The sequence below is a fragment of the Insulibacter thermoxylanivorax genome (assembly GCF_015472005.1).
GTDB lineage: Bacteria > Bacillota > Bacilli > Paenibacillales > DA-C8 > Insulibacter > Insulibacter thermoxylanivorax.
Window position 1 is genome coordinate 30,000 of sequence record NZ_BMAQ01000039.1, and the last position, 22,326, is coordinate 52,325.

Sequence of the window (22,326 nt, forward strand, 5' to 3'; positions counted from 1 at the left end):
AAATTAATAATCTAACAATTGTTTGATTATTATCTTAGCATGCTGCACAATTCCTGTCAATCAATCCCACCAAAGGATGGTATTCAAGGATGGCTTTCGCGAGACGAAATGGTATACTATACCTGAATGCCTTCAATTTGGTATTCGGGGATTCATCTTGTCATGGAGGGGAAACCCATGCATATAGCTGTCTTAACCGCTTTAAAAGAATACTGCCTGGCCAAAAAAGGAGCACGCCCCGACCATCCCTTCGGTCCTCAGCCGCTCGTCATCAAGGTGGGCTCGAAGATGTTCGCCCTGCTCGGCATCTCAAACGGTGTCGCCTTCATCAGCTTGAAGTGCGATCCCTTCCTTGCGGAGAGCCTGCGCCAGCAATATCCCGCCGTCAAACCCGGCTATTATCTGAACAAGACACATTGGAACACCATCCACATCGACGGCACCATCTCTGAAGAGGAACTTAAGAGCATGATCGACCATTCCTACGAACTCGTCTACAAGAAATTAACTAGAGCCGAGAAAGAAGCGCTGGACGCTGCCGACGCCGTACCCGCCGATGAACCAACCCATGGATCAGCCGATCATGAGTGAGCATGCAGCAAGGCTATGCAATCATGCATAAAACAACCCTCGCCGGCACATTCTTGTAAGGATATGATCTACAGGAAAGGATGACAGCTCGGTATGGCCGACAACACGAATTACAACGCAAACAATAACGCGAACTATAACCGCAATCAACATGACCATACGGACAACAATGATCAACGCCAAAGCGAGGTGCACGGCGGGGAATACCGCAACGGACGCCTCAGCCCTTATAAGAACAATAACCCCTTCGGCGGCGAGGTGCCCAATGAATATGTAAGCAAAGAAGCAGACGACCAAGAAAACAGATGACAAGCCGATCCGGTGGGTGAGACGACAGAAACGATCGTTTTAGCATGCGTTTGATGCGATTCGGTAGGTGAGACACCAAATATTGTTGATTCAAGGTGCGTGGAGGCGGGACTAGCGTGCGAAACGACAAATCATATTGACTCAGCACGGAACTGTGCAGGTAAAGTACTGAGACAACAAATATTGACGACTCAGCGCAGAACTGCGTCATGCAAACCCCCGAGACGACACTTATTGTTGACTCAGCTCGCAATTCACCTTGCAGAACCCCGAGACAACAAATATTGACGACTCAGCGCAGAACCGACCAAGCAAAGTACTGGGACGACAATTATTGACGACTCAACACAATACTGCAGGCAAGGCACTGCTCAAAATGCACATGGGGCTGTCCAACAGTCAGTATTCGCTGACTTACTGGACAGCCCCTTCTTCATTCGTTATTCTTACATCCGCTGCACAAGCGGTCAGCCAAACAACAGATCAAGGATTCTCTCCTCGGCCCGCCGATTCTTGCCCTTGTATGGATAACAATGCATATGAATCGCCGGATTAAAATTCAATTCAATAATGCAATAATTCCGCTCATTCGCATCCTTGGCGATGTCTTCGATAATCATATCCACGCCGCAGAACACCGCCCCGACTGCCTCAACGGCTCGGACTGCGATCTCCTTGTAGCTGCTAGGCATCTCATCGGTATAATCGATGCTGTCCCCGCCGGTGCTGATATTGGAGTTCTCCCGCAAGTAGACGACTTCTCCTGCCGCCGGCACATCCTCCGGCGTCCTGCCCTGCTGCTGCAGGAACATCCGCTCCACCTCTCCAAGCTGAATGCGTTCCAGCGGCGTGCGATGCCCGGTTCCCCGCCGCGGATCGCGGTTCTTCTGATCGATCAGCTCAGCGATGGTGTGCTTGCCGTCACCTGTCACATTTGCGGGCACGCGGTGCAGCACGCCGACCACTTCCCCGCCCATGACGAGGAAGCGGTATTCCTTGCCGGCGATGTACTCCTCCAACAGCACCGAGGCATCATATTCGAAGGCAAGTTCCAAGGCCTTCCGGTAATCATCCGCCGAATATTCATCCTTGAATATCGTGATGCCAATGCCGAAGTTGGTTGACTTGGGTTTGATCACGATCGGCCTTCCCCGATACTTCCCATAGTCGGCTGCGGCCTCGTCGATACTGCGGTATTCCTGACCTGCGGGCACCCGGATCCCCTGCCTGCCCAGCACCTTCTTAGTAACCACCTTATTCTCCATCATCAGTACCGTGCTGTAGGAGTCAAGGGAGGTCTTGGTCGCCTGCTTCACATATTCGATTCGGTCCCCTTTGCGCAGCATGACGAAGTTATCCCGGCGATCCAGGATGTCGATGCTGATGCCCCGCTTGATCGCCGCCTTGAGGAGCAGTTGCGTCGACAACTCGAGATCTTCATAACCGCTGAGATTGTAGCTCCTCGACCTGCTTTGTTCCGCATATTGCTTGGCCAGCTCCATATGATAATCAGCATAAGGGGTTTCCTGCATCTGGGATCTTAGGACCTCGGCGATACTCTGCTCAGGTTGTTGGACCGTGAGCCTTGCTTGTGAGAGCAAGCGGCGAAGTCTCTCCTCCTCACGGGGCCGAATTATCTGCAGCAGCCTATCCATCCCCTCCAACAGTTCCAGCGCCTTATCCTGCAGAACCGCCTGCTCCCCCTCTGCTCCGTACCACGTTCCCATGATGCCATTCATCACCAAGCTGTCATGATTGAGATCGGCAAGCTGCTGCTCATTCCGATCCAAAGAATCGTCCTCCAGTAACATCATGCTGACCAAGAACAGATGAATAAGCTGCATCATCTCCAGGCTGATCCCATACTTATCGAGGGGATTCAGGTCGATCATGCGCAGTTCCAGATAATCGACGCCTTCTTGCAGCAAAGAACGGAGATCATGCCCGCGCACGGTCTTCAGCCTCACGCAGCTGTAATACTCTCTGACATCGATGAGTTCACCCGACTTTACCAATGCGAAGAGATCCTGTACGTAGGCTTCCAGCGATTCAAGGGATACATACAGCGGCTTGTGATTCCGATAGCCGTATACACTGTTGCGCAGCGAGTTCATCTTCGGGAAGGAATAACTGTCTTCACTGATCCGTTCGTTCAGTTCAACGCATCGCTCCAGATAAGTCTTATGAAAGACCGGGCTCGCACCGGTCAGATAGATCAGCAGCCAGCGGTGTTTTAAGGTATTGCGGGCGATTCTCAAGTAGAGGTTATTTATGAATTCCTGATAGCTGTACGTCTCCCCGCTTCCTTCATAGAGCCGCTTTAGAAATTCCTCTCGGAAGGAAAAATTATAATGAATCCCGCTCAGCAGCTGCTTCCTCTTCCCATACCTTGCAGCAAGATGCTGTCGATAGCCATCTTCGACAAGGTCCTTCATCGCAGCGATGTGAATCTCTTCATCCGCCGGCAAGATCGGCGGATTGCTGCTCGGCCACAGATATTCATCTTTCAACTCAAGTGCTACCAGATCATGCAGTGCGCCCAGAAATTGATAGGCTTCTTCGATGCTGGGCAGGGCGGGCGTAATCAACTCGATCTGACTTTCTGCGAAGTCTGTTCGAATATAAGGATGCTCCAAGCGATTTCCGAAGACTGCGGGATGAGGCGTTCGCGCGATCCTTCCCTCCGCATCGACGCGGATATGCTCCTTCTCTAATCCGAAGTTCCCCTGGAATAGGTCCTCTTGAAGTCCATGCTCTAACAACAAGCTGATCAGATCACGATCCAATTTCATCATCGTTCATACCTGCCTTTAGTTAGCCATGATGTATTATGTTTGCATACCAGCACTTCATTGCTTCCTCGGTACATCCGTCGTTGCAGCGGCTTGAGGACATATGCCCCCATGAATTCACTCTCCATCTAACATTTATGATATCAAAATAACAATAACATAACTCAATCGACAGGATACGTCCACCTTGGTTTCGACACAACTGTGACAACTTTAGGAAAAGAAGCAGGATCAAGAAGCGTCAGAACATGGCAGCTTGGTGAGAATTGCTTTACAATTGGGAGTATAAACAGGGTATAAGTTATTAAGGATCAGATACTACACTGCACAAGGAAGGAATCGAACGATGACGAACAAAACAGAGAAGGAGAAAATGCTGAGCGGCGAACTCTACATCGCGGCTGATCCGGAATTAGTTCAAGATCGACTGCGTGCCCGCCGCTTGACGAGGCTGTACAATCAGACCTTTGAAACCGAAGATGCGAAGCGAAAGGAACTGCTGCAAGAACTCCTGGGATCTACCGGGAAACATTATTACATCGAACCGGACTTCCGCTGTGATTACGGCTATAACATCCATGTCGGCGAGAATTTCTATGCGAACTTTGACTGCGTGATGCTCGATGTCTGCGAGATTCGCATCGGCGACAACTGCTTGCTGGGGCCGGGCGTCCACATCTACACGGCGGATCTTATCAAGAGTAAATTACAAAAGAATCATTTAAATCAATACTTTCACTTTGAATACATGTATTTGAAGTGAAAGGTAATTATTTCAAAAAATAGTAAAACCTGTATCTTAAATTACTTAATAGTAACATAAGATACAGGCTGATTTTTATTCATTGATATTTAACTAAAGCACCCGATAGTAGAACAAGAAAAAGATTATCTCTGGCTAATTCTATATTCCATTAACCAACTTGTACCGTCGCTAATTTTTTTCACCTTTTTGAATCCACATTTTTCGTAACACCTTATTGCCCTAATATTGGAAACTACAGGATCTACAATAATTATATCTACATCTTTGTCTTGAGAAATATATTCAATAAATATTCTTATCATTTTTGTTCCAATACCTTTATTAAAGAGGTTAGGAAAACCAATAAATTGATCAATTCCATATACAGTTAAATTTGTAGAGTATCCAAATTCTTGGTGTTTTTCCTCATTTAATTTATATTGTTGCATAAAACCAATCGGAGTGCTTTCTAATTCAACAATATAAGGAATTACAGGTATGTCACCATTTATTCTTGGTTCGTATTTATCCTTAACTTGTTGCAATGTAAATGGAGAATTCACATCTCCATAAAACTCTAAAACTTCTTTAGTACTTAGCCATTGAGTCATTACCTCATAATCAGTATGTTTCATCTTTCTAATTGATACAGAATTAGTATTCATACCTCTCACCCTTTGCCAATACAAACTAATTTTAGTATTATTGAAGTTTTATTACAATAGCCTTATTAGAAAGTAAATAATCTATCATTTAGTCCAACAACGTAACAAAATAAGCATAAATTTTTCTTGAATTATTACACCCAATAGTTGAAAAATAACAATGTATTACCATTCAATTTAAGTTAAGAGGAAGCATCTTTCTTAATATCCTAATTTGTCCTCTATGATTGATTTCATCTTCAAAGGTATGAAACCATATAAAATAATTATTAGATAAATTGTTATCCCAAATCGCTTCTTCATATAACCACTTGTCATTTCTTCGTATGACAAGCGTCAATAATTTGCTTAACTTCCTCTGCTGTCAATGTTCTTATCTGTTTCTTTTTAACCCTTAACTTTAAGACATTCTTTTGGTATCTACCCTTATTAACATGATGTAAAAATCCTTTGAAGTTTCTTCCCTTTGCTTGTTTAAATACATCAATTGATTTAAATTCTCCTAATCTACTTAAATAATCAAGAAAACTCATAACGGCATTTAAAATTGTATTCACTGTCGTTTCTTCTCTTATGGCTTCTTTTGACTGAAGATCAATTACATTATTTGCTGTTGGATATCTCAACCAACCTACGAAGTCTGCTAACAACTCAAAGTTAATATCATTAAGAATAACGCCTCTCTGTTCCATGAACTCATACAGCAACTTTAAATGATAGCAGTATGCTTTAATGGTATTTGGAGACTTACCAGTGTTATCTAAGTATTTAATAAATTTCATTACTGGTTCAATTAGCTGGTATTCTTTATCTAGTAATAAATACAATGGATTCGGCTTATTCTCCACTTCTATCCTTTGAACCCTCACACGCGCCCCCCTCTTTAAACACTTTAAGTACTACAAATTATAAACCTTGTTAATTTTTATTTAAAGTAAAATCTCCCTTTAACATCTCCTCCTGAACTACTTTAACTACTATTATTTATTATACTATGGTTAACCGCTCACCCGTTGGATGCGCATGCGAGAATCTCCGGCGCCGAATACGGCAAACCCGTCACCATCGGCCATAACGTGTGGATCGGCGGGAAGGCGATCATCAACCCCGGTGTGCGCATCGGGAACAATGTGGTCATCGCTTCCGGCGCCGTGGTGACGAAGGATGTTCCAGACAACATCGTCGTTGGCGGCAACCCGGCTAAGATCATTAAGCATTTGGATGAATAGATGAACATACTTAATAAGGGGCCTGCCTCGATGGCAAGCCCCCTATCTTTTGTTCGCGTATCATTAATCCCTGCATCTTGGATTCCTGTGCATCTTGATCCTCATGCACTTGCTCCCTATACAATTTGCTTCATATGCACCATGCTTCCCATGCTCTGTTCCATCAACTTTCCATACGGCGATCCGCATACACCGCCATCGCGTCGCGCATGAATGCGGCGAGTCCTTCCCCGAACTGGTCGATATTCTTCGTGAACCGCTCATCGTCGACATACAGCTGTCCGAGTCCTTTGAACGCTTCCAGGGAATAGTGTCCGAACCGGTTCAACGCTCGGTACCACTCCTCGATCGCCGCCTGTGCTTCCTCCGATTCCGGCGATCCGTGACGCAGCTGAGCCAGCTTCGAGTAGATCGCATGGATCTCGTCCTGCAGAGCCTTCATCTCCGCCTCTGACATCTTGCCGAGTTTCGCTTTCGATTCATCCACTGCCTGATCGCCCCACCGCTCCCGCGCTTCCTGTTCATAAGGATTGCGGCTGAAGTCGAAGCCTTGGAATTTTTCTTCAACAGTCATCTTGATTTCCCCTTTCATATGTTGGATCGTTTTGTCGATGGTTGTGATCAATTGGTCAAGCCGATCCCGCTTCTCGATCAGCATCTTCCGATGCAGCTCCAGCGCCGCCTGCCGGTCATAGGCTGGATCGCTCATGATCTCTTTGATCTGCTTCAATGAGAAGCCGAGTTCCCTGAAGAACAAGATCTCTTGCAAGGTTTCCAGATTGCGCTCCGAGTATACCCGGTAACCGGCTTCGGTGACCTCGTCCGGGATAAGTAAACCGATCTCATCGTAGTAATGGAGCGTCCGCACACTGATGCCGGCTAGTTCAGCCGCTTCTTTTACGTGCATCGGTTCGTGTACCTCCCTTCGCTGTCTACTATAGGGTATCACGCAGCGTGAGGATCAACTCTTTTTTTGTTCCCAACATAGTCCCATGATGTTGCATCATTCATTATCCCCATCGTGGACTCCATCATTGGGTCTGATGATATAATGAAAGAAACATCTGATTGACATTCAGGGATAGGAGTTTACTCAGATGAACATCACCTTTGGGATCTTGGCTCATGTCGATGCGGGGAAGACGACGTTCTCCGAAGCGCTGCTGTATCATACACGCAGCATTAAGCGGCGCGGCCGTGTTGACCATCAGGATGCTTTCTTGGACAGTCATGAGTTAGAGAAGCAGCGAGGCATTACGATTTTCTCCGATCAAGCCTTCTTCACCATCGGGGACGATACCTACTATCTCATCGATACTCCGGGCCACGTAGACTTCTCGCCGGAGATGGAGCGAGCCGTTCAAGTCATGGATTATGCCGTCGTGATCATCAGCGGAGTGGAGGGCATCGAAGGGCATACGGAGACGGTGTGGCGGCTTCTGCGGAAGCACCGGGTGCCGGCATTTATCTTCATCAACAAAATGGACCGCACCGGTGCCGACGCTGCACGGGTGCTTGAAGAGATTCGCACCCATCTGACCGCTGATGTATGTGATCTGTCAGGAGTCGCTGAAGGGCAGATGCCGGAAGAAGTGATCGAATTCCTCGCCGAACGGGATGAGGAGCTGCTGGAGCACTATATGGAGCAGGGATATCATGCCGATCTGTGGCTGACGAAACTGCGCCAGATGGTCCGGGGCGGCCGCGTGGTGCCGTGCTTAAGCGGCTCTGCTCTGCATGATCTCGGTGTGCGGGAGTTCCTCGACCTGTTCACCTTGCTTACCGAGACCGAATATGATGAGAGCCAGCCCTTCGCCGGAAGGGTCTATAAGATCCGCCATGATGAACAAGGCGTACGCCTCACCTATATCAAAGCGATCAGCGGCGCGCTCCATGTGCGGGACGATCTCCCCTATGGGGATGGGATCATGGAAAAAGTAACCCAGATTCGCAAGGTCAACGGTCATCAGGTGCAGCAAGTTGACCGCGTCACTGCCGGTGAATTGTTTGCCGTGACCGGGCTGACGGCCGTCCGCGTCGGCGACGGCGTTGGCACCTGCCGTGAACAGGCTTCATTCGAACTGGTCCCGACCTTGCGTTCTAAGGTTGTCGCGGAACCCGGAGTAAATATGAAGGAAGTCTATGCGCTCTTTCGCATGCTGGATGCAGAAGATCCCTCGCTGCATGTTACTTGGGAAGAACGATTGCAGCAGATCCATATCCATGTGATGGGGAAGATTCAGTTGGAAGTGCTGAAACATATCGTCGCCGACCGTTTCCGGCTGCAAGTGGACTTCGAGCCCCCGGAGATCCTCTACCGGGAGACGATCGAACAGCCGGTCATGGGATACGGTCACTTCGAACCGCTGCGCCACTATGCAGAGGTACATCTGCGGATCGAGCCGGCACCCAGGAACAGCGGGATTACCTTCGCAAACGAATGCCGCCCCGATGACCTGCCCGTCGGCATGCAGAACTTGGTCAAGCAACATATCTTTGAACGGGAGCATCACGGTCTGCTTACCGGTTCCCCTTTGACCGATGTGAAGATCACCCTCGTAAAGGGCCGTGCCCATAACAAACATACCCATGGCGGGGATTTCCGCGAGGCTACCTTCCGAGCGCTCCGCCAAGGATTGGAGAAGGCGCGCAACATCCTGCTGGAACCAGTTTATGAAGTGAAGATTCAAGTCCAGCTCGATCACATGGGACGGGTGCTGAGCGATATCCAAGCGGCCAGCGGCCGCTTCGAACCGCCGATCACGGAAGGTGACCAGGCGATCATCCATGCCGTCGTGCCTGTGGCAACCTTCATGGACTACGGGACGACTCTCGCTTCCCTCACCAAGGGCAAGGGACGGATCAGCATGGCTTACGCTGGTTATGAGCGCTGCCATAACGAAGTGGAGGTCATCGCTCGCATAGGTTATGACAAGGATGCCGATCCGGAGTATACCTCCTCCTCAATCTTCTGCACCAAGGGCCAAAGCTTCTCCGTCCCCTGGTACGAAGCCGAAGCGATGATGCACTGCCCGATCGAAGAATAATGAAAGCCGCCCCTGGGGCGGCTTCTTTGTATTGCTCATCATGGCTGACATGGCGCCGTTTGTCGCATCGCAATGTGTTGAAGGCTGTATAACTGGCGCTGCGGGATCAAGTTTGCAATTGGAGTATACGATACGATGCGGGTGTTTCGACGGAAGTGATGCGTTAGAAGCGATGCGACACAACTGAGTACTGTTTTTGTACGAAAAATAGCTCAAAACCTCGCGCTTCAGTTTAATAATCGGGTTTTTGTCCGAGATTTAGGATAAAACCGGAAGGGCAAACGTCCGATTCATTGATTTTATCCTAAAATCGGGATAACTCCATCGGATTGGCCGTCACCCGGGCGCTCTTTGTCCTAAAAATCGTATAAAATGCCGCACACCCCAGCAGCTGCCGGCCAATGCTATCCTCATAATCGCATGAATCCGCACGCCAAACTTCCCATCAATCCCCCGTCTGATGATCAACTTCGGGTATACGCGCGAATTCCGGCAGCCGCTCGAAGATCCCGTGGATCTCTTCCAAGCACTGTTCGCTGGTCATACCGCCATCCCCGCTGCACACCATATCCACATTCGCTGCGATCAGCATAAGTATGCTCTTGGCTTCCGATTCACTAAGAGAGCGGATCTTGTTCCTGACTGCCGCCAAATGCATCCTTTTTCGCCTCCTGACCCCCATGAATCTGCCTTACCCAAATACATTCTTACGCCTTCTAGCTTCTACCTTCTACCTTACGCCTGCCGCGCCTGCCGCTGCATCACCCATGCACCAGCCGTTCAGCGATATACAACCTAAGCCTGGGATGTACTTCTCTCCTTCCGTACCCCGAAGAACACCTTCAGCATCGGCGGGGTAACAACGGTCGTTAAGATCACCACGATGATCGCCGAAGTGTAGTATTCCGGGTGCAGCAATCCGCTCTCCAGGCCCATCGCAGCCAAGATCAAGGCAACTTCGCCCCGTGATACCATCCCCGAACCGATGCCCATGGAAGAACGGTTATTAAAGCCTGACAGCTTAGCACCCAATCCGCTGCCGATGAATTTGGACAGGACAGCGATCAACGAGAATACAATAAGGAATCCCGCTTGATAGCCGATCCCTTCAAAGGATACGGCCAGACCGATACTGACGAAGAAGAAAGGAACGAAGATCCCATTGGCGATAGGATCCACCTTGTGTTCGATCTCTTCTCTGAACTTCGTCTGCCCAATGGCGATCCCAGCGAAGAATGTACCGATGATCCCGGCTACACCGAGAGACTCCGCGAAGTAAGCCAGACCAAAGGCGATGATCAAGCCCCCGCTGAGAACTGCTGCCGTCACTTTGAGCTTCGAGAAGATCTTAATAAACACCGGTACAAGCCATCTGGATACTCCAAATAGAACAAAGAAGAATCCCGCCATCATAGCAAGCATCAGCCCGATGTTGGTGTCCGCTTCCGTTCCTGTGCCGAAGACACTCATCGCTATGGCGATCAAGATCACGACTAAGATATCGTCCAGCACGGCTGCTCCCAGCAATGCAGAGCCTTCCTTCGTATTCAGCCAGCCAAGCTCTCTCAGCGTCTGTACGGAGATGCTGACAGAGGTAGCTGACAGCAGCAAACCCATGAAGATCGCTTCGGCCGTCGTGAAATCGAAGAACTGAGCCGCAGCATAAGTTAAAACAATCGGCATAAGAACCCCGCCGACAGCAATTAGTACGGCTGCCTTCATGTTCTGATTGAGATCTTTGAGATCCGTCTCCAAGCCTGCCAAGAACATCAGCAGCAGAACCCCAATCTGGCTGAAGACATCAAAGACATCCGAACCCTGCACCCAACCCAGCACCGCAGGGCCGATGATGATCCCGATGATGATCTTGCCTAATACGGAAGGCTGACCTAAGCGAACGCTGAGATCTCCGGCAACTTTTACTGCAAATAAGACCAAAATCAATTGTATAATGAACTCTAGTACCAATTTGTCTCCTCCTGCATCATCTAAAAATTAAATCATCTTGCATGCTGTCGCTGTAAATCATATAGTCGTCATCTTTCATGTTCTATACCCCTGCTAAATCTGTTAAAATGCATCCCCCCTCCTATCAACCCAAAACCCAAAAAATGCAAAAAGGAGCCTGATTTGACAGACTCCTCCTTAATTCCAATCAGGCTATTCGATTGATCATGCCCTCCAATATTATAGCGGCTTTGATAGGCATTGTAAACTTCCACCCGTTCCATGCAGTTCAAGGAATGATGCAGATGCCCATGCTGAGAAGAGACCTTGCTCTGAAACACGATCCGCCCGTCGACTCATTGTCAGAAGTCCAATGGAGCGGCATCTTCGATGCGATGACAAGACATGTACCGCGCTTTCGATGGCCAAGGTTATCCAAAGGTTATCCAAAGGTAAGCTGCGGTTTGATTCTAAATGAATCACTCCGCAGCTTTTCATCTTCCATTCATATCCCAATATAAAATCCAAGCCAAGCAGATCCTATACCTAATAGATACGACAATCCCATATAGATCACACTTGTTTTTCCTTCACCCGAATTTATCATATTGAAGTTCTCCATCTTAAACGTAGAAAACGTCGTAAAAGCGCCCATAAACCCTGTTCCCAATAACAAAGAAATCGGCCCATGAATCCTGCTGCTAACAAGCGATCCCCGCTATGCCGATCCATACATAGTTCATGAAAGTCACTCCTATATAAAAACAAACTCCTGCCCATACACATTACATCGGCAGGAACCATCAAGATCGTCCGCTTCTATTCGAGTTCAAACACGTATTGCTTTACCTGCTGAAGGCTATGACGGCACCCAGATGTCGTTGGTTTCTAGTTTTTCCCTTTTTCTGGTTTGACGTAGAAACTCTGCTCCTTTGCTGTTTGGATAATCTGGTATTCGGGAAATAGAATTTTAAGCAGTTTTCTCCAATCCATGTTTTAATCTCCTTGCAGATATTCATCGTGATGGCTAAACCGGACAGTGCATAAACGCCAGCTGCAGCGATTTATCCGGTAACCTTATGCTGCATTTTAACACTCGCACAAGCCCGTCAGCGATTAACTATTGGTTCTAATTCAACGAAATATTGATAAATCCTCTATCGACAAAAACGGGAACAAAAAAGCGAATGACAAGGCATACGCCTGCCATCGCTCTCATTTGCTCCCCTTAATGAACGTTCATATCCATGGCTCTCATTTTATCCAGCTCTTTTTTTCTTTTCTCTCGAAGATAGGTCCGCCCGCTCTTCCATTCTCCCAACAGAATTATTTTTTACAAACTTTTTCCTTCGCCCTAGAGTCACAACAAAACCGCCACAAAGGCGGTTTAATGGACGGGTTTAGAAGGGTTTTGAAACGGTGGATTAGATACTCCGATAATCGTTCCTATTTGGCTAAAAACTCCCTTTCATCCGTGACTTCTTCCAACAAGATCTCTGCCAATCTTGGATCAATCATCGAAGACCTCAACCATTCTTTGTCGATTTGCATGATTCCTTCAACGACTTTTCCCTGCAAGCCTTTATTGTTTCTCTCTTCCCCAGCCTCGCCAGGCAAATCCTCTGGAAGCCTCTCAACCGAACCATCCAAGTATGGCGAGAAAAATTGGATGAATTTCTCCAGCACATCCTTGATTTCCGCCATCGTGTCAAACAAATACGCGTAGAGTTCGAAGTATACCCTGAGTGAGCGGTTCTCCATCACGATGTTTGGATGCACTTTTTTCGTGATGAGGGACTTGTGAAGGCAAAAACTTCGATACATGTCCTCACGACTTTGATCAAAGTGAATACCCACAAACGCCTTGCCTTGCTGATTTCGGCATGAGAGCTGATAAACTGCACCGCTGATGCCCGCACCCAGACTAATCGTCAAACTGTGTGCCAAATGTTTCTTGCTTATATGTACGTTCGGGAAATAGGCAAGGTGCTTTCGCGAAAACTCCATCAGGCACTTTTCACACCTCAATGCGATTAAAATCATAACGATATTCGCCCACATACACTCTCCCGACGTGCATGCTGGGCATTTGCTCATACCGATAAACCAGTTTCAGCGGCTGCACAATCTTGTTAATTCGCCATAAATTCGGCCATATATCCAATGCTTCGATTTCATCCAATATTTCAAGCTCCTGCATCGCGTCAGGATGTAACTCCAATCCATAAAATTGATGTATTTATGCGGGTTCTCCTTTAGAAATGCTTTCACCGCCGACAAATGTTGTTTGTCAAACCGAAGAGCTGTCCAAATGACAATGCCTTCTTGCAAACTCTTCAGAATGGGCATGATTTTTTCTTTCAAATGAACTTGTGAATATGTGAACAATTGGCTGGTTACTTGCTTTCTTCCAACTGATCTCTTATCTCCTGCAATCTTTCGAGAATGCATTGCAGTTTGCCGTCCGCTACAATACGCTCCAACAATCCTTCGTTAAATCTGTCGCCTCTTACGTAGCAAGTCATCAACCTTCGTAAGGTTTCCAAATCCGCAGACTCGATCTCTTCGTGAATATCCTTGTTTAAATCCTTAAAAACTTCATTCCTGTCAAGCCACTCATGCCAGTTAAACACCATCAGAAAACCTGTCTCAAACAGTGTTTGAAGTAGTTCATGGGTCAATTCTTGCAATCTTCCGTCAATTTGATCCGCACCCACTAATTCCTTTAAACTTGCATAAAGTTTTAATATTTTTTCTATATCTTGTGGCGTGATTTCCTTGTCATACAATGGCGAGACCCCTCTTTTCGTTTAGGTTGAGTTCCTGGATGCCTGATCTTTTCATAAATCATATGCGGGTTTTATGAACCACTTTCATAATTCTAAAGGGGAATAGGCCAAGGGTTGCCCTTCTGTTTACGATGAAACATCGGACAGGGCATTCCTTGCGGGGAATGTCCTGTTTCTTTTCTTGCAGAGGCACTTGTGCGTGCTTAATTTCATCCCTGTACAACCTTCAACCCTTATCACTATCAAGCAACTGTACCTGCAGGTCGGGAAACAACCGCGAGTTGTCTGTTTCCTGATAGGTCCCACCAACCAGTACATACTTCCTAATCGCTTTTTCAAATGGATCCGCAACCCAATACTCAGGAACCGCACATCTGGCATACGTATCCTTCTTTTTGCCCAGCAGATTGTCATGATGGTTTGGATTCGACATCAAACAATTACCTTGTTCTCTTTATTTCCAGTATACCATTCGAGCAAAAAGAAAAAGAGGAGTCTTGCAATACCTCCTCTTGATCCAAATCGATCTTATTGATTCACTCAGTTTTAAAAGTACCAATTAGTTTTTCCAACTCTTCTGCCAGGTTTTGAAGGCTCGATGACGATTCATTGATCAGGTTAGCCGTGGCTAATTGTTCTTCTATTGTTGCACTTGCCTGTTGCGATCCGCTGGCAATCTGCTGGGCGGCAGACGCAATTGTCTCTATGGCTTGCATCATGGCTTGAATCGCAACAGATTGTTGCTCGACTGCGGATGCAATGCTTGCCGAATTTTGATTAATTTCAAGGGTACTGTCATGATGACAGACAAAGCACTTTTCGCTTTATCCGCCAATTCTCGACTTATCATTATCTCCTCTTTCACTTTAATCACGCTGTTCACTGCTTGTTGCGTTTCTTTCAGGTTATTATTCACGATTTGAATAATGCCCTTGGCCGCATCTGCACTTTCATCTGCCAGCTTTCGAATTTCATTTGCTACAACGGAAAAGCCTCTTCCATATTCGCCAGCCCTGGCGGCTTCAATAGTCGCATTTAAGGCTAGCAGATTCGTTTGTTCCGCTATATGCGTTATCAATTGCACCATCTTGGATATTTGTTGCGAACTTTCCTCAAGTTTTGAGATGACCCCTTTCATTATTTCTGTATTTTCATCCACCAAAACTAAACGTTGGACCACATTTTCAACCGCGTCGACGCCATCTTGCGAAGTTTGAATCGCTTTGTTGGCAACAGAACTTGCTTGTTCTGCCGAAGCCGAAATTTCCTCAATCGCTGCCCCCATTTCTTCAAACGTGGCCTGGAGTTCTTCTGTGTTCGCGTTTTGCTCCTGGGTGCTTGCTGAAGCTTCCTCCAAGGTTGCGGCAAGCTCTTGGATAGCCTTTTCCGATTGATTTGCCGCTGCCGATAATGAGATGGCCACCTCTGTTAAATTCTTCGCATCGTTTTTTATTTTGATCGCCATATTTCGTAAACTTCTGGTCATTTCGTTAACTGTGTTTCCAAGTACCCCAATTTCACCGATTGCTTTAACGGCGATTTCTTCTGTTAAATCTCCTTCTAACACAGCCTGAGATCGGGCAATCAATTCCTTGATGGGTCGTACCACGATTTTCCTCAAAATAAAAAAACCAATGAGAGGCAAAGAAATAACAAAGACAAATTCGATTATAAACAAGTCAAAAAAATTGCTTACTAAAGCAGGGATTGTTCCCACGATCAGAAACATGGCTAAAAATATTCTTTCTAGATTAACATTTTTCACGTTAAGCTTCATGATGGGCTACCTCCTTTGTTGCAATGCATAGAACATACAGTAAAGTAAGTTGCCGTAATAATTGGTGGATGTAATCAATTGAATACAAATCGGTGACTTCTTTTCATTGTGCTTTCATACCCAAAAACGATTGTCGAAAATTGTCTGAATTTATCCTGCACTAATTTGAATTTTACTTAAAAAACTACTGGTTATCAATATTCCCAATCGGAAAAAGCGAATAAAAATATATTTTCATACATCCTTATCGCCATAGTCTACAAATCAATCATCTTCAGCAAATCCTGCTCAACAGCCATCTTCACAACTTTTTCCTTAATCAATTTTACAGCACCTTTCGATCGTTCTCCTAGACTCCTGCCCTCCGTAATTAAATCGTTGATTTCTTTAAAATATCCGATGATCTCGTTCGCATCGGAATTATCGTTGACATTCAACTCGTCGAGCAACCCAATTTCTTTATGAATAAATGCTTTCGCTTCGGTTGTGAAAGGTTTTTCCCTATAGCCGTCAACATAACGTGCTAATGAAACGCCTCTTGTAGAGTTTTTCCTAGAACCTCACTAGCCCTCTCCAAGACCATCGCTTGTGAGAACGAATGGTGCTCTATCCAAACTGATTTTGAAACTGTCTCGGAACTGTGTTTTGGAAGGAATCATCTTTTTTATTTTAGAGGGGCAAGGCGAAAGGTAATCGGGCAAATCTATGTCACAGGCATTCGCTGACATTCCCCTGTTTCATCGAAGAAGCCTCTGTAGCAAGGTTTTGATGCAAACGGAGCTTCTTCCATCTCTATCCTGTTTTAAAGCAAAAAGCCGCAGAACAACCCAGTTCGGGTGATCTGCGACAAACACGTGGGTTCACGTCAGCTTTTTTGTGCTTTGGTATCAGAACGACGCTGTCCATCACCGATGAACAGCCATGGCCTCGGCTTTCGTCCTGTGAACCGTGCCAAACGGATGCTCGGGCGGAGCATAAATGGAATACAGCTTCAAGGGAACATGCCCTGTATTGGTTACATTATGCCACGTCCCAGCTGGAATCATGATCGCGTCATCTTCGGACACTCTTCTTTCAAAATCCAGACGGTCTTTTCGTTCCCCCATTCGCACAAGTCCCTGTCCTTGTTCAATACGGATAAACTGGTCAACATCAGGATGAACTTCTAATCCGATATCTCCTCCTACCTCGATGCTCATCAAAGTCACTTGCAAATGTTTTCCTGTCCATAATGCGGTTCGGTAATTTTTATTTTGCTTGGCGGCCCTCTCAATATCGACAACGAACGGTTTTCCGCCATAATCTTTCAATTCGATTTGAGGGTTCCCGTCATTCAGCAAGTTGTTGGAATAACCACAAACATACGGATGCCAGTTCCTCCAGTCATGATGTGGGGGACAGTAAGAGGGCATGGGATAGAACCACTGTGTGCTGTAATACTGGTGGGCGTAATAAGGATTCAATCCCGTGTTCACTCTCCTTCGATTGGAATTAACGGAATCTGCGACTATTTTATGCAATTGCCCAGTAAGGCGTGACAAGGGCACATCCATGGGCAAACGGAAGCATCGTGAGGAGGAGAAACCCACAAAAAGCGGTGGCCATTCGTCGCCATGAAACCTGAACAGCTTAGACCTTTCCCACCTGTCGGACCAACTCCGCCAAATGGTCTCCATTTTTCATGTGTCAATAAGTCACATTCCCACACCAAATCCCAGCCATGCCGCTCCGATGCCGAGAAGGTACGTCATCCCCATGTACAGAAGGCTTGTTTTCCCTTCGCCCCATCGAAACAGGTTCACGCTCTCCAGCTTGAACGTGGAGAACGTCGTAAACGCCCCCATGAATCCCGTTCCCAGAAAAAACGCTATCTGTTCATTTAATCCACTGCTTGCGATCCATCCGAGCAAAAAGGAACCGATCAGATTCATCAACAGCGTTCCAAGAGGCAACCTGGTCGGCCAACGGGCGGAAACAAATGCAACCATCGCGTAACGAGCCATCGCTCCCAAAAAGCCGCCCGCCGCTATCCAACCGATCTCAGCCATGTCGAACCCTCTCCCTTCTCCTGTCGGCAACCGCCGTTCCCATCCAAACCAGACACAATCCGCCGATCATACTTATCCCTACATACGCAATCCCGCTCCCCCATAGTCCCTGACGGAACAATTGGACGGTTTCCACACTGAACGTCGAAAACGTGGTAAAGGAGCCGATCAAACCCGTGCTGATGCTGGTGCGAACACGAGGTGAAATGCGGTTTTTGTCCATGACCCATTGGAAAAACCATCCCAGGGCGAAACAACCGACCAGATTGACCGCCAACGTGCCAACGGGAAACGAGGTTTGCGGAACCAATTGTTGAACCCACAATCCTAAAACATACCGAAGCAAAGTGCCGATGATCCCCGCAATTCCGACCAAAAAATATGACATGCTGATTCCTCCCGAAATGCTGGATAAAAAAACAGACCCCTACCCATACACTCGTATCGGTAGGAGTCATCAGCCGTCAGGCGGTTATGGCGAACTCCATCGCCTATTTCGCGTTGACACTATCATATTCCCTATTTCATCGAAAATCAATCCCAACAGCCTGTATTCTGGTATCTATTCTCCCGTGTCGCGAAACCGCTTGATTCGTTCGCCAATCTCGTCCCGCACGCGGCGGAATACCGCCAGTTTTTCTTCCTCCGTCCCCGTTGCCTTGGCAGGATCGTCAAAGCCCCAATGCCAGCGTGTCACGTGCGGAGGTGTCATCGGGCATCGGTCGTTGGCATCGCCACAGAGCGTAATCACATAATCCGCTTTGTTTAACAGCTCGGGATCGATCACATCGGATGTCTGATTGGAGATGTCGATGCCCACCTCCCGCATGACCCGAACGGCATACGGATTGAGACCGTGGGCCTCGATTCCAGCACTGTACACATCAAAACGGTCACCGAGATATTTTTTCCCGAACCCTTCCGCCATTTGACTGCGGCAGGAATTGCCTGTGCAAAGGAAATAGATGATCGGTTTCTCCGCCATTTCGTCAGCCTCCTTGCGTGGAAAAAAATTTGCGTTGGAAATAGAGCGACAGCTTCACCAAAGCCAGCATTACGGGCACTTCCACCAGCGGGCCGATGACCGCCACAAAAGCCACTCCCGAATGAATGCCGAACACCCCGACTGCCACTGCAATTGCCAGTTCAAAATTGTTGCCGGCGGCGGTAAAGGAAAGCGTCGTGCAGACGGGGTAGCCTGCTCCCGCTTTTTTGCTGAGCAGAAACGATACCACAAACATGACGACAAAGTAGATGAGAAGCGGGATCGCGACCCTGAGCACATCCATGGGCAACTCAAGGATGACCTCCCCTTTGAGGGAGAACATGACCACGATGGTGAACAGCAGGGCGACCAAGGTGAGCGGGCTGATCTTCGGAATGAACACCCGCTCGTACCATGCTTTCCCCTTTGTTTTCACCAGTGCATATCGGGTGATCATCCCCGCAAGGAAGGGAATGCCCAGGTAGATAAACACGCTTTTGGCGACCTCGGCCATCGTGATCTCGATGACCATGCTTTCCAATCCGAGCCACTGCGGCAAAATCGTGACGAACACGAACGCGTAGAACGAATAAAACAAAACCTGAAAGATGGAATTGAACGCAACCAGGCCCGCCGCATACTCAGTGTCCCCTTTGGAAAGATCGTTCCAGACGATGACCATGGCGATGCAACGGGCAAGACCGATCAGAATCAAGCCAACCATGTACTCGGGATAGCCCCGCAGGAAAATGATCGCCAACACGAACATGAGGAGCGGCCCGATGACCCAGTTCTGCACCAGGGACAAACCCAGCACTTTCACGTTGCGGAACACATGGCCCAGTTCCTCGTATCGCACTTTCGCCAGCGGCGGGTACATCATCAGGATCAAACCGATGGCAATGGGAATGGAGGTGGTGCCGACCTGTAAAGCATTCAAGTTGTCCACCATGTTGGGAAACAGGTAGCCGCAACCGATGCCAACAACCATGGCCAGAAAAATCCACACCGTTAAATACCGATCCAGAAACGACAACCTTTTGATGTTTTGACTGCCCATGTGATACACTCCTTCTTATTCACAGCAAACATTAACCAATAGTCCCTGTTTTTCTAGCTCTTTCAATTCATCCGACATGTCGGGCAACTGCCTCAACGCCAATCCAACCTGTTCAAGAACTTCACGGTTCAGAGAGTAAAACACCCATTGCCCTTTGCGGCTCTCCTTGACTAACCCCGCCGTTTTCAATCGGCTTAAATGTTTGGAAACCGCTGGCTGGGAGATCTTGAACACAGGAACGAATTCGCATACGCAACAATCCCGATGCTGGAGTATTGCGAGCATTTTCAAACGGGTGGGATCGGCCAACGCTTTCAGCATCTCCGCCAATTTTACGATGTCCACATCCTTTCACCTTCCTTCATAATAAATTTACCATATAACTATATGGTTATACAAAATAAACTTGTTTGGAAATGCGAATTGTTCCCTTCGGATCAAGACCGCGGACCCCACAACATGACGGAAACTCCCGCCAGGCAAATCACCGCTCCGATCCAGTCGTAGAGATCGGGCGTTTTCCTGTCCACGAACCATCCCCAGAAGACCGCCAAAATAATAAAGACCCCGCCGTAGGCGGCATATACTCGGCCAAAGTTCGGGAAGCTTTGCAGGGTGGGAATGATCCCGTACAGCACAAGGATTATCCCTCCCAGCACGCCGACCCATATCGGTTTGGATTCCCTCAGCCATAGCCAAACCAGATACCCGCCACCGATTTCCGCCAATCCTGCCGCCAGAAACAAAATGATCGCCTTGATCATCACTTTTCACGGGTTAGGGCAAAAGGCGTAATCACGGTCAGGTTCAAGCGTCGCCAAAGCCGCAGGTTTTAGCAAAGACTTGAGCGTCACCAGCGGCACGCGTCGTCCGTTTTGCCCGCAGTGTGCTGAAATTTTCCTTGCATGAACTGGACCAATGCGTGATCATACTCTACGGCGAGTACCGATGACATAAGGGTCCTTGTTCCATTGGGTCGATGTGAACCGAATGGCCGCTCCTTTCTCCAAGATGTTTTAATTTTTTGATGATGCAGGAGGAGACAAATTGGTACTAGAGTTCATTTTACAATTTGGTCATGCCTTCACTTCCTTTAGCAAAAATAAAATTCACACGTGCTCTGCGTGTGAATAGAAGTAAAGGACATAGACCCATCCATTTTTTGGTAAAATGGGTCGATTAAACACCTGCCCGAGGGTATAAGGAATGAAGCCCTCCTGCATCCTGCTCGCATGCAGTTTCGTTCAGATCATGATGAATCCCGCAAGCTATTCCCTAATCAACGTATAGGTATTATGTTCACCTAACGGCGCGGCGTTGAAGTACCGTCCCGTTCAATTCGTACCATACCGCATAGCTAATGCCGCCTCCGCCGCCGTCCCTAATGCCGCGAATCTGCACCTCGCCAACCGCCGGCACCGAGATGGACCTTGGCTTATGCTTGATCATAAATGCATCGACGAGCGGCGTGCCGTTATGAATCAAAAGCCGGAAACAAAAAGCGAATGACAAGGCATACGCCTGCCATCGCTCTTTTGTGCGCACCTTAATGTTAGTTCATATCCATGGCTCTCATTTTATCCAGCTCTTTTTTTCTTTTCTCACGAAGATAGGTTCGCCCGCTCTTCCATTCTCCCAACAGAAAAAGAAGTCCCAGCAGTAGAATCAGCACATATTTCATGACATGATCGATTTGGTTTGTGACAAACAGCCAAGTTATGAAGACTGCATAGGCCGCAGGAATAATCGCTCCCCAAAGTGCATGGTTCCTTGTTGAGAAGAAATATTGTGCACCCAACACACCTGCAGCAATAAAAACGCCATAAAAACCAAGATCCATTTTACTTCTCAACCCTTTCATTTTTATATTTTTCTATGATCAATTTTGCATCTTCCATACTGATTCGATCATCAATGGCCAAACGTCTGATAAACTTAATAAATTCCTCGTTTTCCATCGAATCATTGATTTTAATTTTCTCGATTAAACGATCCAGCCTTAACCTAACGGTTGGATAAGAGACTCCATAAAGTTTTGCAATTTCTTTCAAAGAACCTGAATTAAGAACAAAGTTTTTGATAAATTCTAGATCCTCGCTGTCCAAAGATAAAATCCAGTTTGGTATATGATTGTTGTCCATATGCCTCCCACCCTTTTATATTGTTAAACAAATGATAACATTATATTTAATAATATTCAACTTTATTTTAATTTTATTAAATAAAATGTTTATTTTCAAGTTTTATATAAGAACCCCCTCGCAGCTGAGACAGTAAGGATATAAGAATCCTGCATTGAATAAATAATATGTTGCTCAAGTCATGTTTAATGGAAAAAGTAT

26 protein-coding genes, 4 pseudogenes and 1 riboswitch are annotated in these 22,326 nt (G+C 47.1%); of the genes and pseudogenes, 5 read left to right on the forward strand and 25 right to left on the reverse strand.

Annotation, left to right across the window (positions count from 1 at the left end; translation table 11 throughout):
- Positions 1-177 precede the first annotated feature (177 nt).
- Positions 178-591, forward strand: coding sequence for an MmcQ/YjbR family DNA-binding protein (locus tag PRECH8_RS12585; protein WP_200967459.1), 414 nt, complete (start codon positions 178-180; stop codon positions 589-591).
- Between the two features lie 93 nt (positions 592-684).
- Complete coding sequence (locus PRECH8_RS12590; RefSeq protein WP_200967490.1) at positions 685-900, forward strand: hypothetical protein; 216 nt, start codon at positions 685-687, stop codon at positions 898-900.
- Positions 901-1,367: 467 nt separating this feature from the next.
- Here the strand turns inward: PRECH8_RS12590 and gshAB are convergent, their stop codons facing one another.
- Complete coding sequence (gene gshAB, locus PRECH8_RS12595; RefSeq protein ID WP_200967460.1) at positions 1,368-3,695, reverse strand: bifunctional glutamate--cysteine ligase GshA/glutathione synthetase GshB; 2,328 nt, start codon at positions 3,693-3,695, stop codon at positions 1,368-1,370.
- Between the two features lie 343 nt (positions 3,696-4,038).
- Between gshAB and PRECH8_RS12600 the strand changes: the two are divergent.
- Positions 4,039-4,380, forward strand: a pseudogene (locus PRECH8_RS12600) (maltose acetyltransferase domain-containing protein); the annotation flags it as partial.
- Between the two features lie 200 nt (positions 4,381-4,580).
- On the opposite strand, the gene PRECH8_RS12605 reads toward PRECH8_RS12600, so the two are convergent.
- A complete protein-coding gene (locus tag PRECH8_RS12605; protein WP_200967462.1) occupies positions 4,581-5,102 on the reverse strand; it encodes a GNAT family N-acetyltransferase in 522 nt (173 codons plus the stop codon).
- Between the two features lie 317 nt (positions 5,103-5,419).
- Positions 5,420-5,971, reverse strand: a pseudogene (locus tag PRECH8_RS12610) (site-specific integrase); the annotation flags it as partial.
- Between the two features lie 195 nt (positions 5,972-6,166).
- Here PRECH8_RS12610 and PRECH8_RS12615 point away from each other — a divergent pair.
- Positions 6,167-6,331: pseudogene (locus PRECH8_RS12615) on the forward strand (DapH/DapD/GlmU-related protein); the annotation flags it as partial.
- A 163-nt stretch (positions 6,332-6,494) separates the two neighbouring features.
- Here the strand turns inward: PRECH8_RS12615 and PRECH8_RS12620 are convergent.
- Positions 6,495-7,238 (reverse strand): MerR family transcriptional regulator, encoded by a 744-nt coding sequence (locus PRECH8_RS12620; RefSeq protein ID WP_200967463.1) that lies wholly within the window; start codon positions 7,236-7,238, stop codon positions 6,495-6,497.
- Between the two features lie 190 nt (positions 7,239-7,428).
- Between PRECH8_RS12620 and PRECH8_RS12625 the strand changes: the two genes are divergently transcribed.
- Complete coding sequence (locus tag PRECH8_RS12625; protein WP_200967464.1) at positions 7,429-9,378, forward strand: elongation factor G; 1,950 nt, start codon at positions 7,429-7,431, stop codon at positions 9,376-9,378.
- A 445-nt stretch (positions 9,379-9,823) separates the two neighbouring features.
- Here the strand turns inward: PRECH8_RS12625 and PRECH8_RS12630 are convergent, their stop codons facing one another.
- The 21 genes and pseudogenes from PRECH8_RS12630 to PRECH8_RS12730 form a co-directional block, all read right to left on the reverse strand.
- Positions 9,824-10,036, reverse strand: coding sequence for a hypothetical protein (locus tag PRECH8_RS12630; RefSeq protein ID WP_200967465.1), 213 nt, complete (start codon positions 10,034-10,036; stop codon positions 9,824-9,826).
- A 137-nt stretch (positions 10,037-10,173) separates the two neighbouring features.
- Positions 10,174-11,346 (reverse strand): cation:proton antiporter, encoded by a 1,173-nt coding sequence (locus tag PRECH8_RS12635; RefSeq protein WP_200967466.1) that lies wholly within the window; start codon positions 11,344-11,346, stop codon positions 10,174-10,176.
- 484 nt (positions 11,347-11,830) lie between these two features.
- Complete coding sequence (locus PRECH8_RS12640; protein WP_200967487.1) at positions 11,831-12,019, reverse strand: fluoride efflux transporter FluC; 189 nt, start codon at positions 12,017-12,019, stop codon at positions 11,831-11,833.
- A gap of 752 nt (positions 12,020-12,771) precedes the next feature.
- Positions 12,772-13,260, reverse strand: coding sequence for a hypothetical protein (locus PRECH8_RS12645; protein WP_200967467.1), 489 nt, complete (start codon positions 13,258-13,260; stop codon positions 12,772-12,774).
- A gap of 82 nt (positions 13,261-13,342) precedes the next feature.
- Positions 13,343-13,525: a hypothetical protein gene (locus PRECH8_RS12650; RefSeq protein WP_200967468.1), complete on the reverse strand. Its 183-nt coding sequence runs from the start codon at positions 13,523-13,525 to the stop codon at positions 13,343-13,345.
- Positions 13,526-13,721: 196 nt separating this feature from the next.
- A complete protein-coding gene (locus PRECH8_RS12655; protein ID WP_200967469.1) occupies positions 13,722-14,114 on the reverse strand; it encodes a DUF6508 domain-containing protein in 393 nt (130 codons plus the stop codon).
- Between the two features lie 226 nt (positions 14,115-14,340).
- Positions 14,341-14,547 (reverse strand): Uma2 family endonuclease, encoded by a 207-nt coding sequence (locus tag PRECH8_RS12660; RefSeq protein ID WP_200967470.1) that lies wholly within the window; start codon positions 14,545-14,547, stop codon positions 14,341-14,343.
- Positions 14,548-14,650: 103 nt separating this feature from the next.
- Positions 14,651-14,833 (reverse strand): hypothetical protein, encoded by a 183-nt coding sequence (locus PRECH8_RS12665; RefSeq protein ID WP_207161801.1) that lies wholly within the window; start codon positions 14,831-14,833, stop codon positions 14,651-14,653.
- Positions 14,830-15,891 carry a methyl-accepting chemotaxis protein gene (locus PRECH8_RS12670; RefSeq protein ID WP_200967472.1) on the reverse strand — a complete coding sequence of 354 codons (1,062 nt, stop codon included), beginning with the start codon at positions 15,889-15,891 and terminating at the stop codon, positions 14,830-14,832. The genes PRECH8_RS12665 and PRECH8_RS12670 overlap by 4 nt, the downstream gene beginning before the upstream one ends.
- A 257-nt stretch (positions 15,892-16,148) precedes the next feature.
- Positions 16,149-16,328, reverse strand: coding sequence for a hypothetical protein (locus PRECH8_RS12675; protein WP_200967473.1), 180 nt, complete (start codon positions 16,326-16,328; stop codon positions 16,149-16,151).
- 468 nt (positions 16,329-16,796) lie between these two features.
- On the reverse strand, positions 16,797-17,354 hold the full coding sequence (locus PRECH8_RS12680) for a cupin domain-containing protein (RefSeq protein ID WP_200967474.1): 558 nt from the start codon (positions 17,352-17,354) through the stop codon (positions 16,797-16,799).
- Positions 17,355-17,585: 231 nt separating this feature from the next.
- Positions 17,586-17,939, reverse strand: coding sequence for a fluoride efflux transporter FluC (locus tag PRECH8_RS12685; RefSeq protein ID WP_200967475.1), 354 nt, complete (start codon positions 17,937-17,939; stop codon positions 17,586-17,588).
- Positions 17,932-18,327 (reverse strand): fluoride efflux transporter CrcB, encoded by a 396-nt coding sequence (gene crcB, locus PRECH8_RS12690; RefSeq protein WP_028107375.1) that lies wholly within the window; start codon positions 18,325-18,327, stop codon positions 17,932-17,934. The genes PRECH8_RS12685 and crcB overlap by 8 nt, the downstream gene beginning before the upstream one ends.
- Before the next feature lie 53 nt (positions 18,328-18,380).
- Positions 18,381-18,440: riboswitch (Fluoride riboswitch) on the reverse strand.
- Positions 18,441-18,501: 61 nt separating this feature from the next.
- A complete protein-coding gene (gene arsC, locus PRECH8_RS12695) occupies positions 18,502-18,924 on the reverse strand; it encodes an arsenate reductase (thioredoxin) (RefSeq protein WP_028107376.1) in 423 nt (140 codons plus the stop codon).
- 4 nt (positions 18,925-18,928) lie between these two features.
- On the reverse strand, positions 18,929-19,969 hold the full coding sequence (gene arsB, locus PRECH8_RS12700) for an ACR3 family arsenite efflux transporter (RefSeq protein ID WP_200967488.1): 1,041 nt from the start codon (positions 19,967-19,969) through the stop codon (positions 18,929-18,931).
- 30 nt (positions 19,970-19,999) lie between these two features.
- Complete coding sequence (locus tag PRECH8_RS12705) at positions 20,000-20,329, reverse strand: ArsR/SmtB family transcription factor (RefSeq protein ID WP_200967476.1); 330 nt, start codon at positions 20,327-20,329, stop codon at positions 20,000-20,002.
- 92 nt (positions 20,330-20,421) lie between these two features.
- Entirely contained in the window at positions 20,422-20,748 is a 327-nt protein-coding gene (locus PRECH8_RS12710; protein ID WP_028107378.1) for a YnfA family protein, read from the reverse strand.
- A 9-nt stretch (positions 20,749-20,757) separates the two neighbouring features.
- Positions 20,758-20,904: pseudogene (locus PRECH8_RS14560) on the reverse strand (hypothetical protein); the annotation flags it as partial.
- A gap of 379 nt (positions 20,905-21,283) precedes the next feature.
- Complete coding sequence (locus tag PRECH8_RS12720) at positions 21,284-21,433, reverse strand: hypothetical protein (protein WP_200967477.1); 150 nt, start codon at positions 21,431-21,433, stop codon at positions 21,284-21,286.
- A gap of 103 nt (positions 21,434-21,536) precedes the next feature.
- Entirely contained in the window at positions 21,537-21,845 is a 309-nt protein-coding gene (locus PRECH8_RS12725) for a hypothetical protein (RefSeq protein ID WP_242457573.1), read from the reverse strand.
- Positions 21,826-22,125, reverse strand: a complete 300-nt coding sequence (locus PRECH8_RS12730; protein ID WP_200967478.1) for a DUF2089 family protein — start codon at positions 22,123-22,125, stop codon at positions 21,826-21,828. Before PRECH8_RS12730 ends, PRECH8_RS12725 begins: the two co-directional genes overlap by 20 nt.
- Positions 22,126-22,326: the final 201 nt, after the last annotated feature.

Coding starts and splice junctions, on each gene's coding strand:
- PRECH8_RS12585 (WP_200967459.1), top strand. CDS start 178: ATGCATATAGCTGTCTTAACCGCTTTAAAAGAATACTGCCTGGCCAAA.
- PRECH8_RS12590 (WP_200967490.1), top strand. CDS start 685: ATGGCCGACAACACGAATTACAACGCAAACAATAACGCGAACTATAAC.
- gshAB (WP_200967460.1), bottom strand. CDS start 3,695: ATGATGAAATTGGATCGTGATCTGATCAGCTTGTTGTTAGAGCATGGA.
- PRECH8_RS12605 (WP_200967462.1), bottom strand. CDS start 5,102: ATGAATACTAATTCTGTATCAATTAGAAAGATGAAACATACTGATTAT.
- PRECH8_RS12620 (WP_200967463.1), bottom strand. CDS start 7,238: ATGCACGTAAAAGAAGCGGCTGAACTAGCCGGCATCAGTGTGCGGACG.
- PRECH8_RS12625 (WP_200967464.1), top strand. CDS start 7,429: ATGAACATCACCTTTGGGATCTTGGCTCATGTCGATGCGGGGAAGACG.
- PRECH8_RS12630 (WP_200967465.1), bottom strand. CDS start 10,036: ATGCATTTGGCGGCAGTCAGGAACAAGATCCGCTCTCTTAGTGAATCG.
- PRECH8_RS12650 (WP_200967468.1), bottom strand. CDS start 13,525: ATGCAGGAGCTTGAAATATTGGATGAAATCGAAGCATTGGATATATGG.
- PRECH8_RS12660 (WP_200967470.1), bottom strand. CDS start 14,547: ATGTCGAATCCAAACCATCATGACAATCTGCTGGGCAAAAAGAAGGAT.
- PRECH8_RS12665 (WP_207161801.1), bottom strand. CDS start 14,833: ATGATGCAAGCCATAGAGACAATTGCGTCTGCCGCCCAGCAGATTGCC.
- PRECH8_RS12670 (WP_200967472.1), bottom strand. CDS start 15,891: ATGAAGCTTAACGTGAAAAATGTTAATCTAGAAAGAATATTTTTAGCC.
- PRECH8_RS12685 (WP_200967475.1), bottom strand. CDS start 17,939: ATGGCTGAGATCGGTTGGATAGCGGCGGGCGGCTTTTTGGGAGCGATG.
- crcB (WP_028107375.1), bottom strand. CDS start 18,327: ATGTCATATTTTTTGGTCGGAATTGCGGGGATCATCGGCACTTTGCTT.
- arsC (WP_028107376.1), bottom strand. CDS start 18,924: ATGGCGGAGAAACCGATCATCTATTTCCTTTGCACAGGCAATTCCTGC.
- PRECH8_RS12710 (WP_028107378.1), bottom strand. CDS start 20,748: ATGATCAAGGCGATCATTTTGTTTCTGGCGGCAGGATTGGCGGAAATC.
- PRECH8_RS12720 (WP_200967477.1), bottom strand. CDS start 21,433: ATGATCAAGCATAAGCCAAGGTCCATCTCGGTGCCGGCGGTTGGCGAG.
- PRECH8_RS12725 (WP_242457573.1), bottom strand. CDS start 21,845: ATGAAAGGGTTGAGAAGTAAAATGGATCTTGGTTTTTATGGCGTTTTT.
- PRECH8_RS12730 (WP_200967478.1), bottom strand. CDS start 22,125: ATGGACAACAATCATATACCAAACTGGATTTTATCTTTGGACAGCGAG.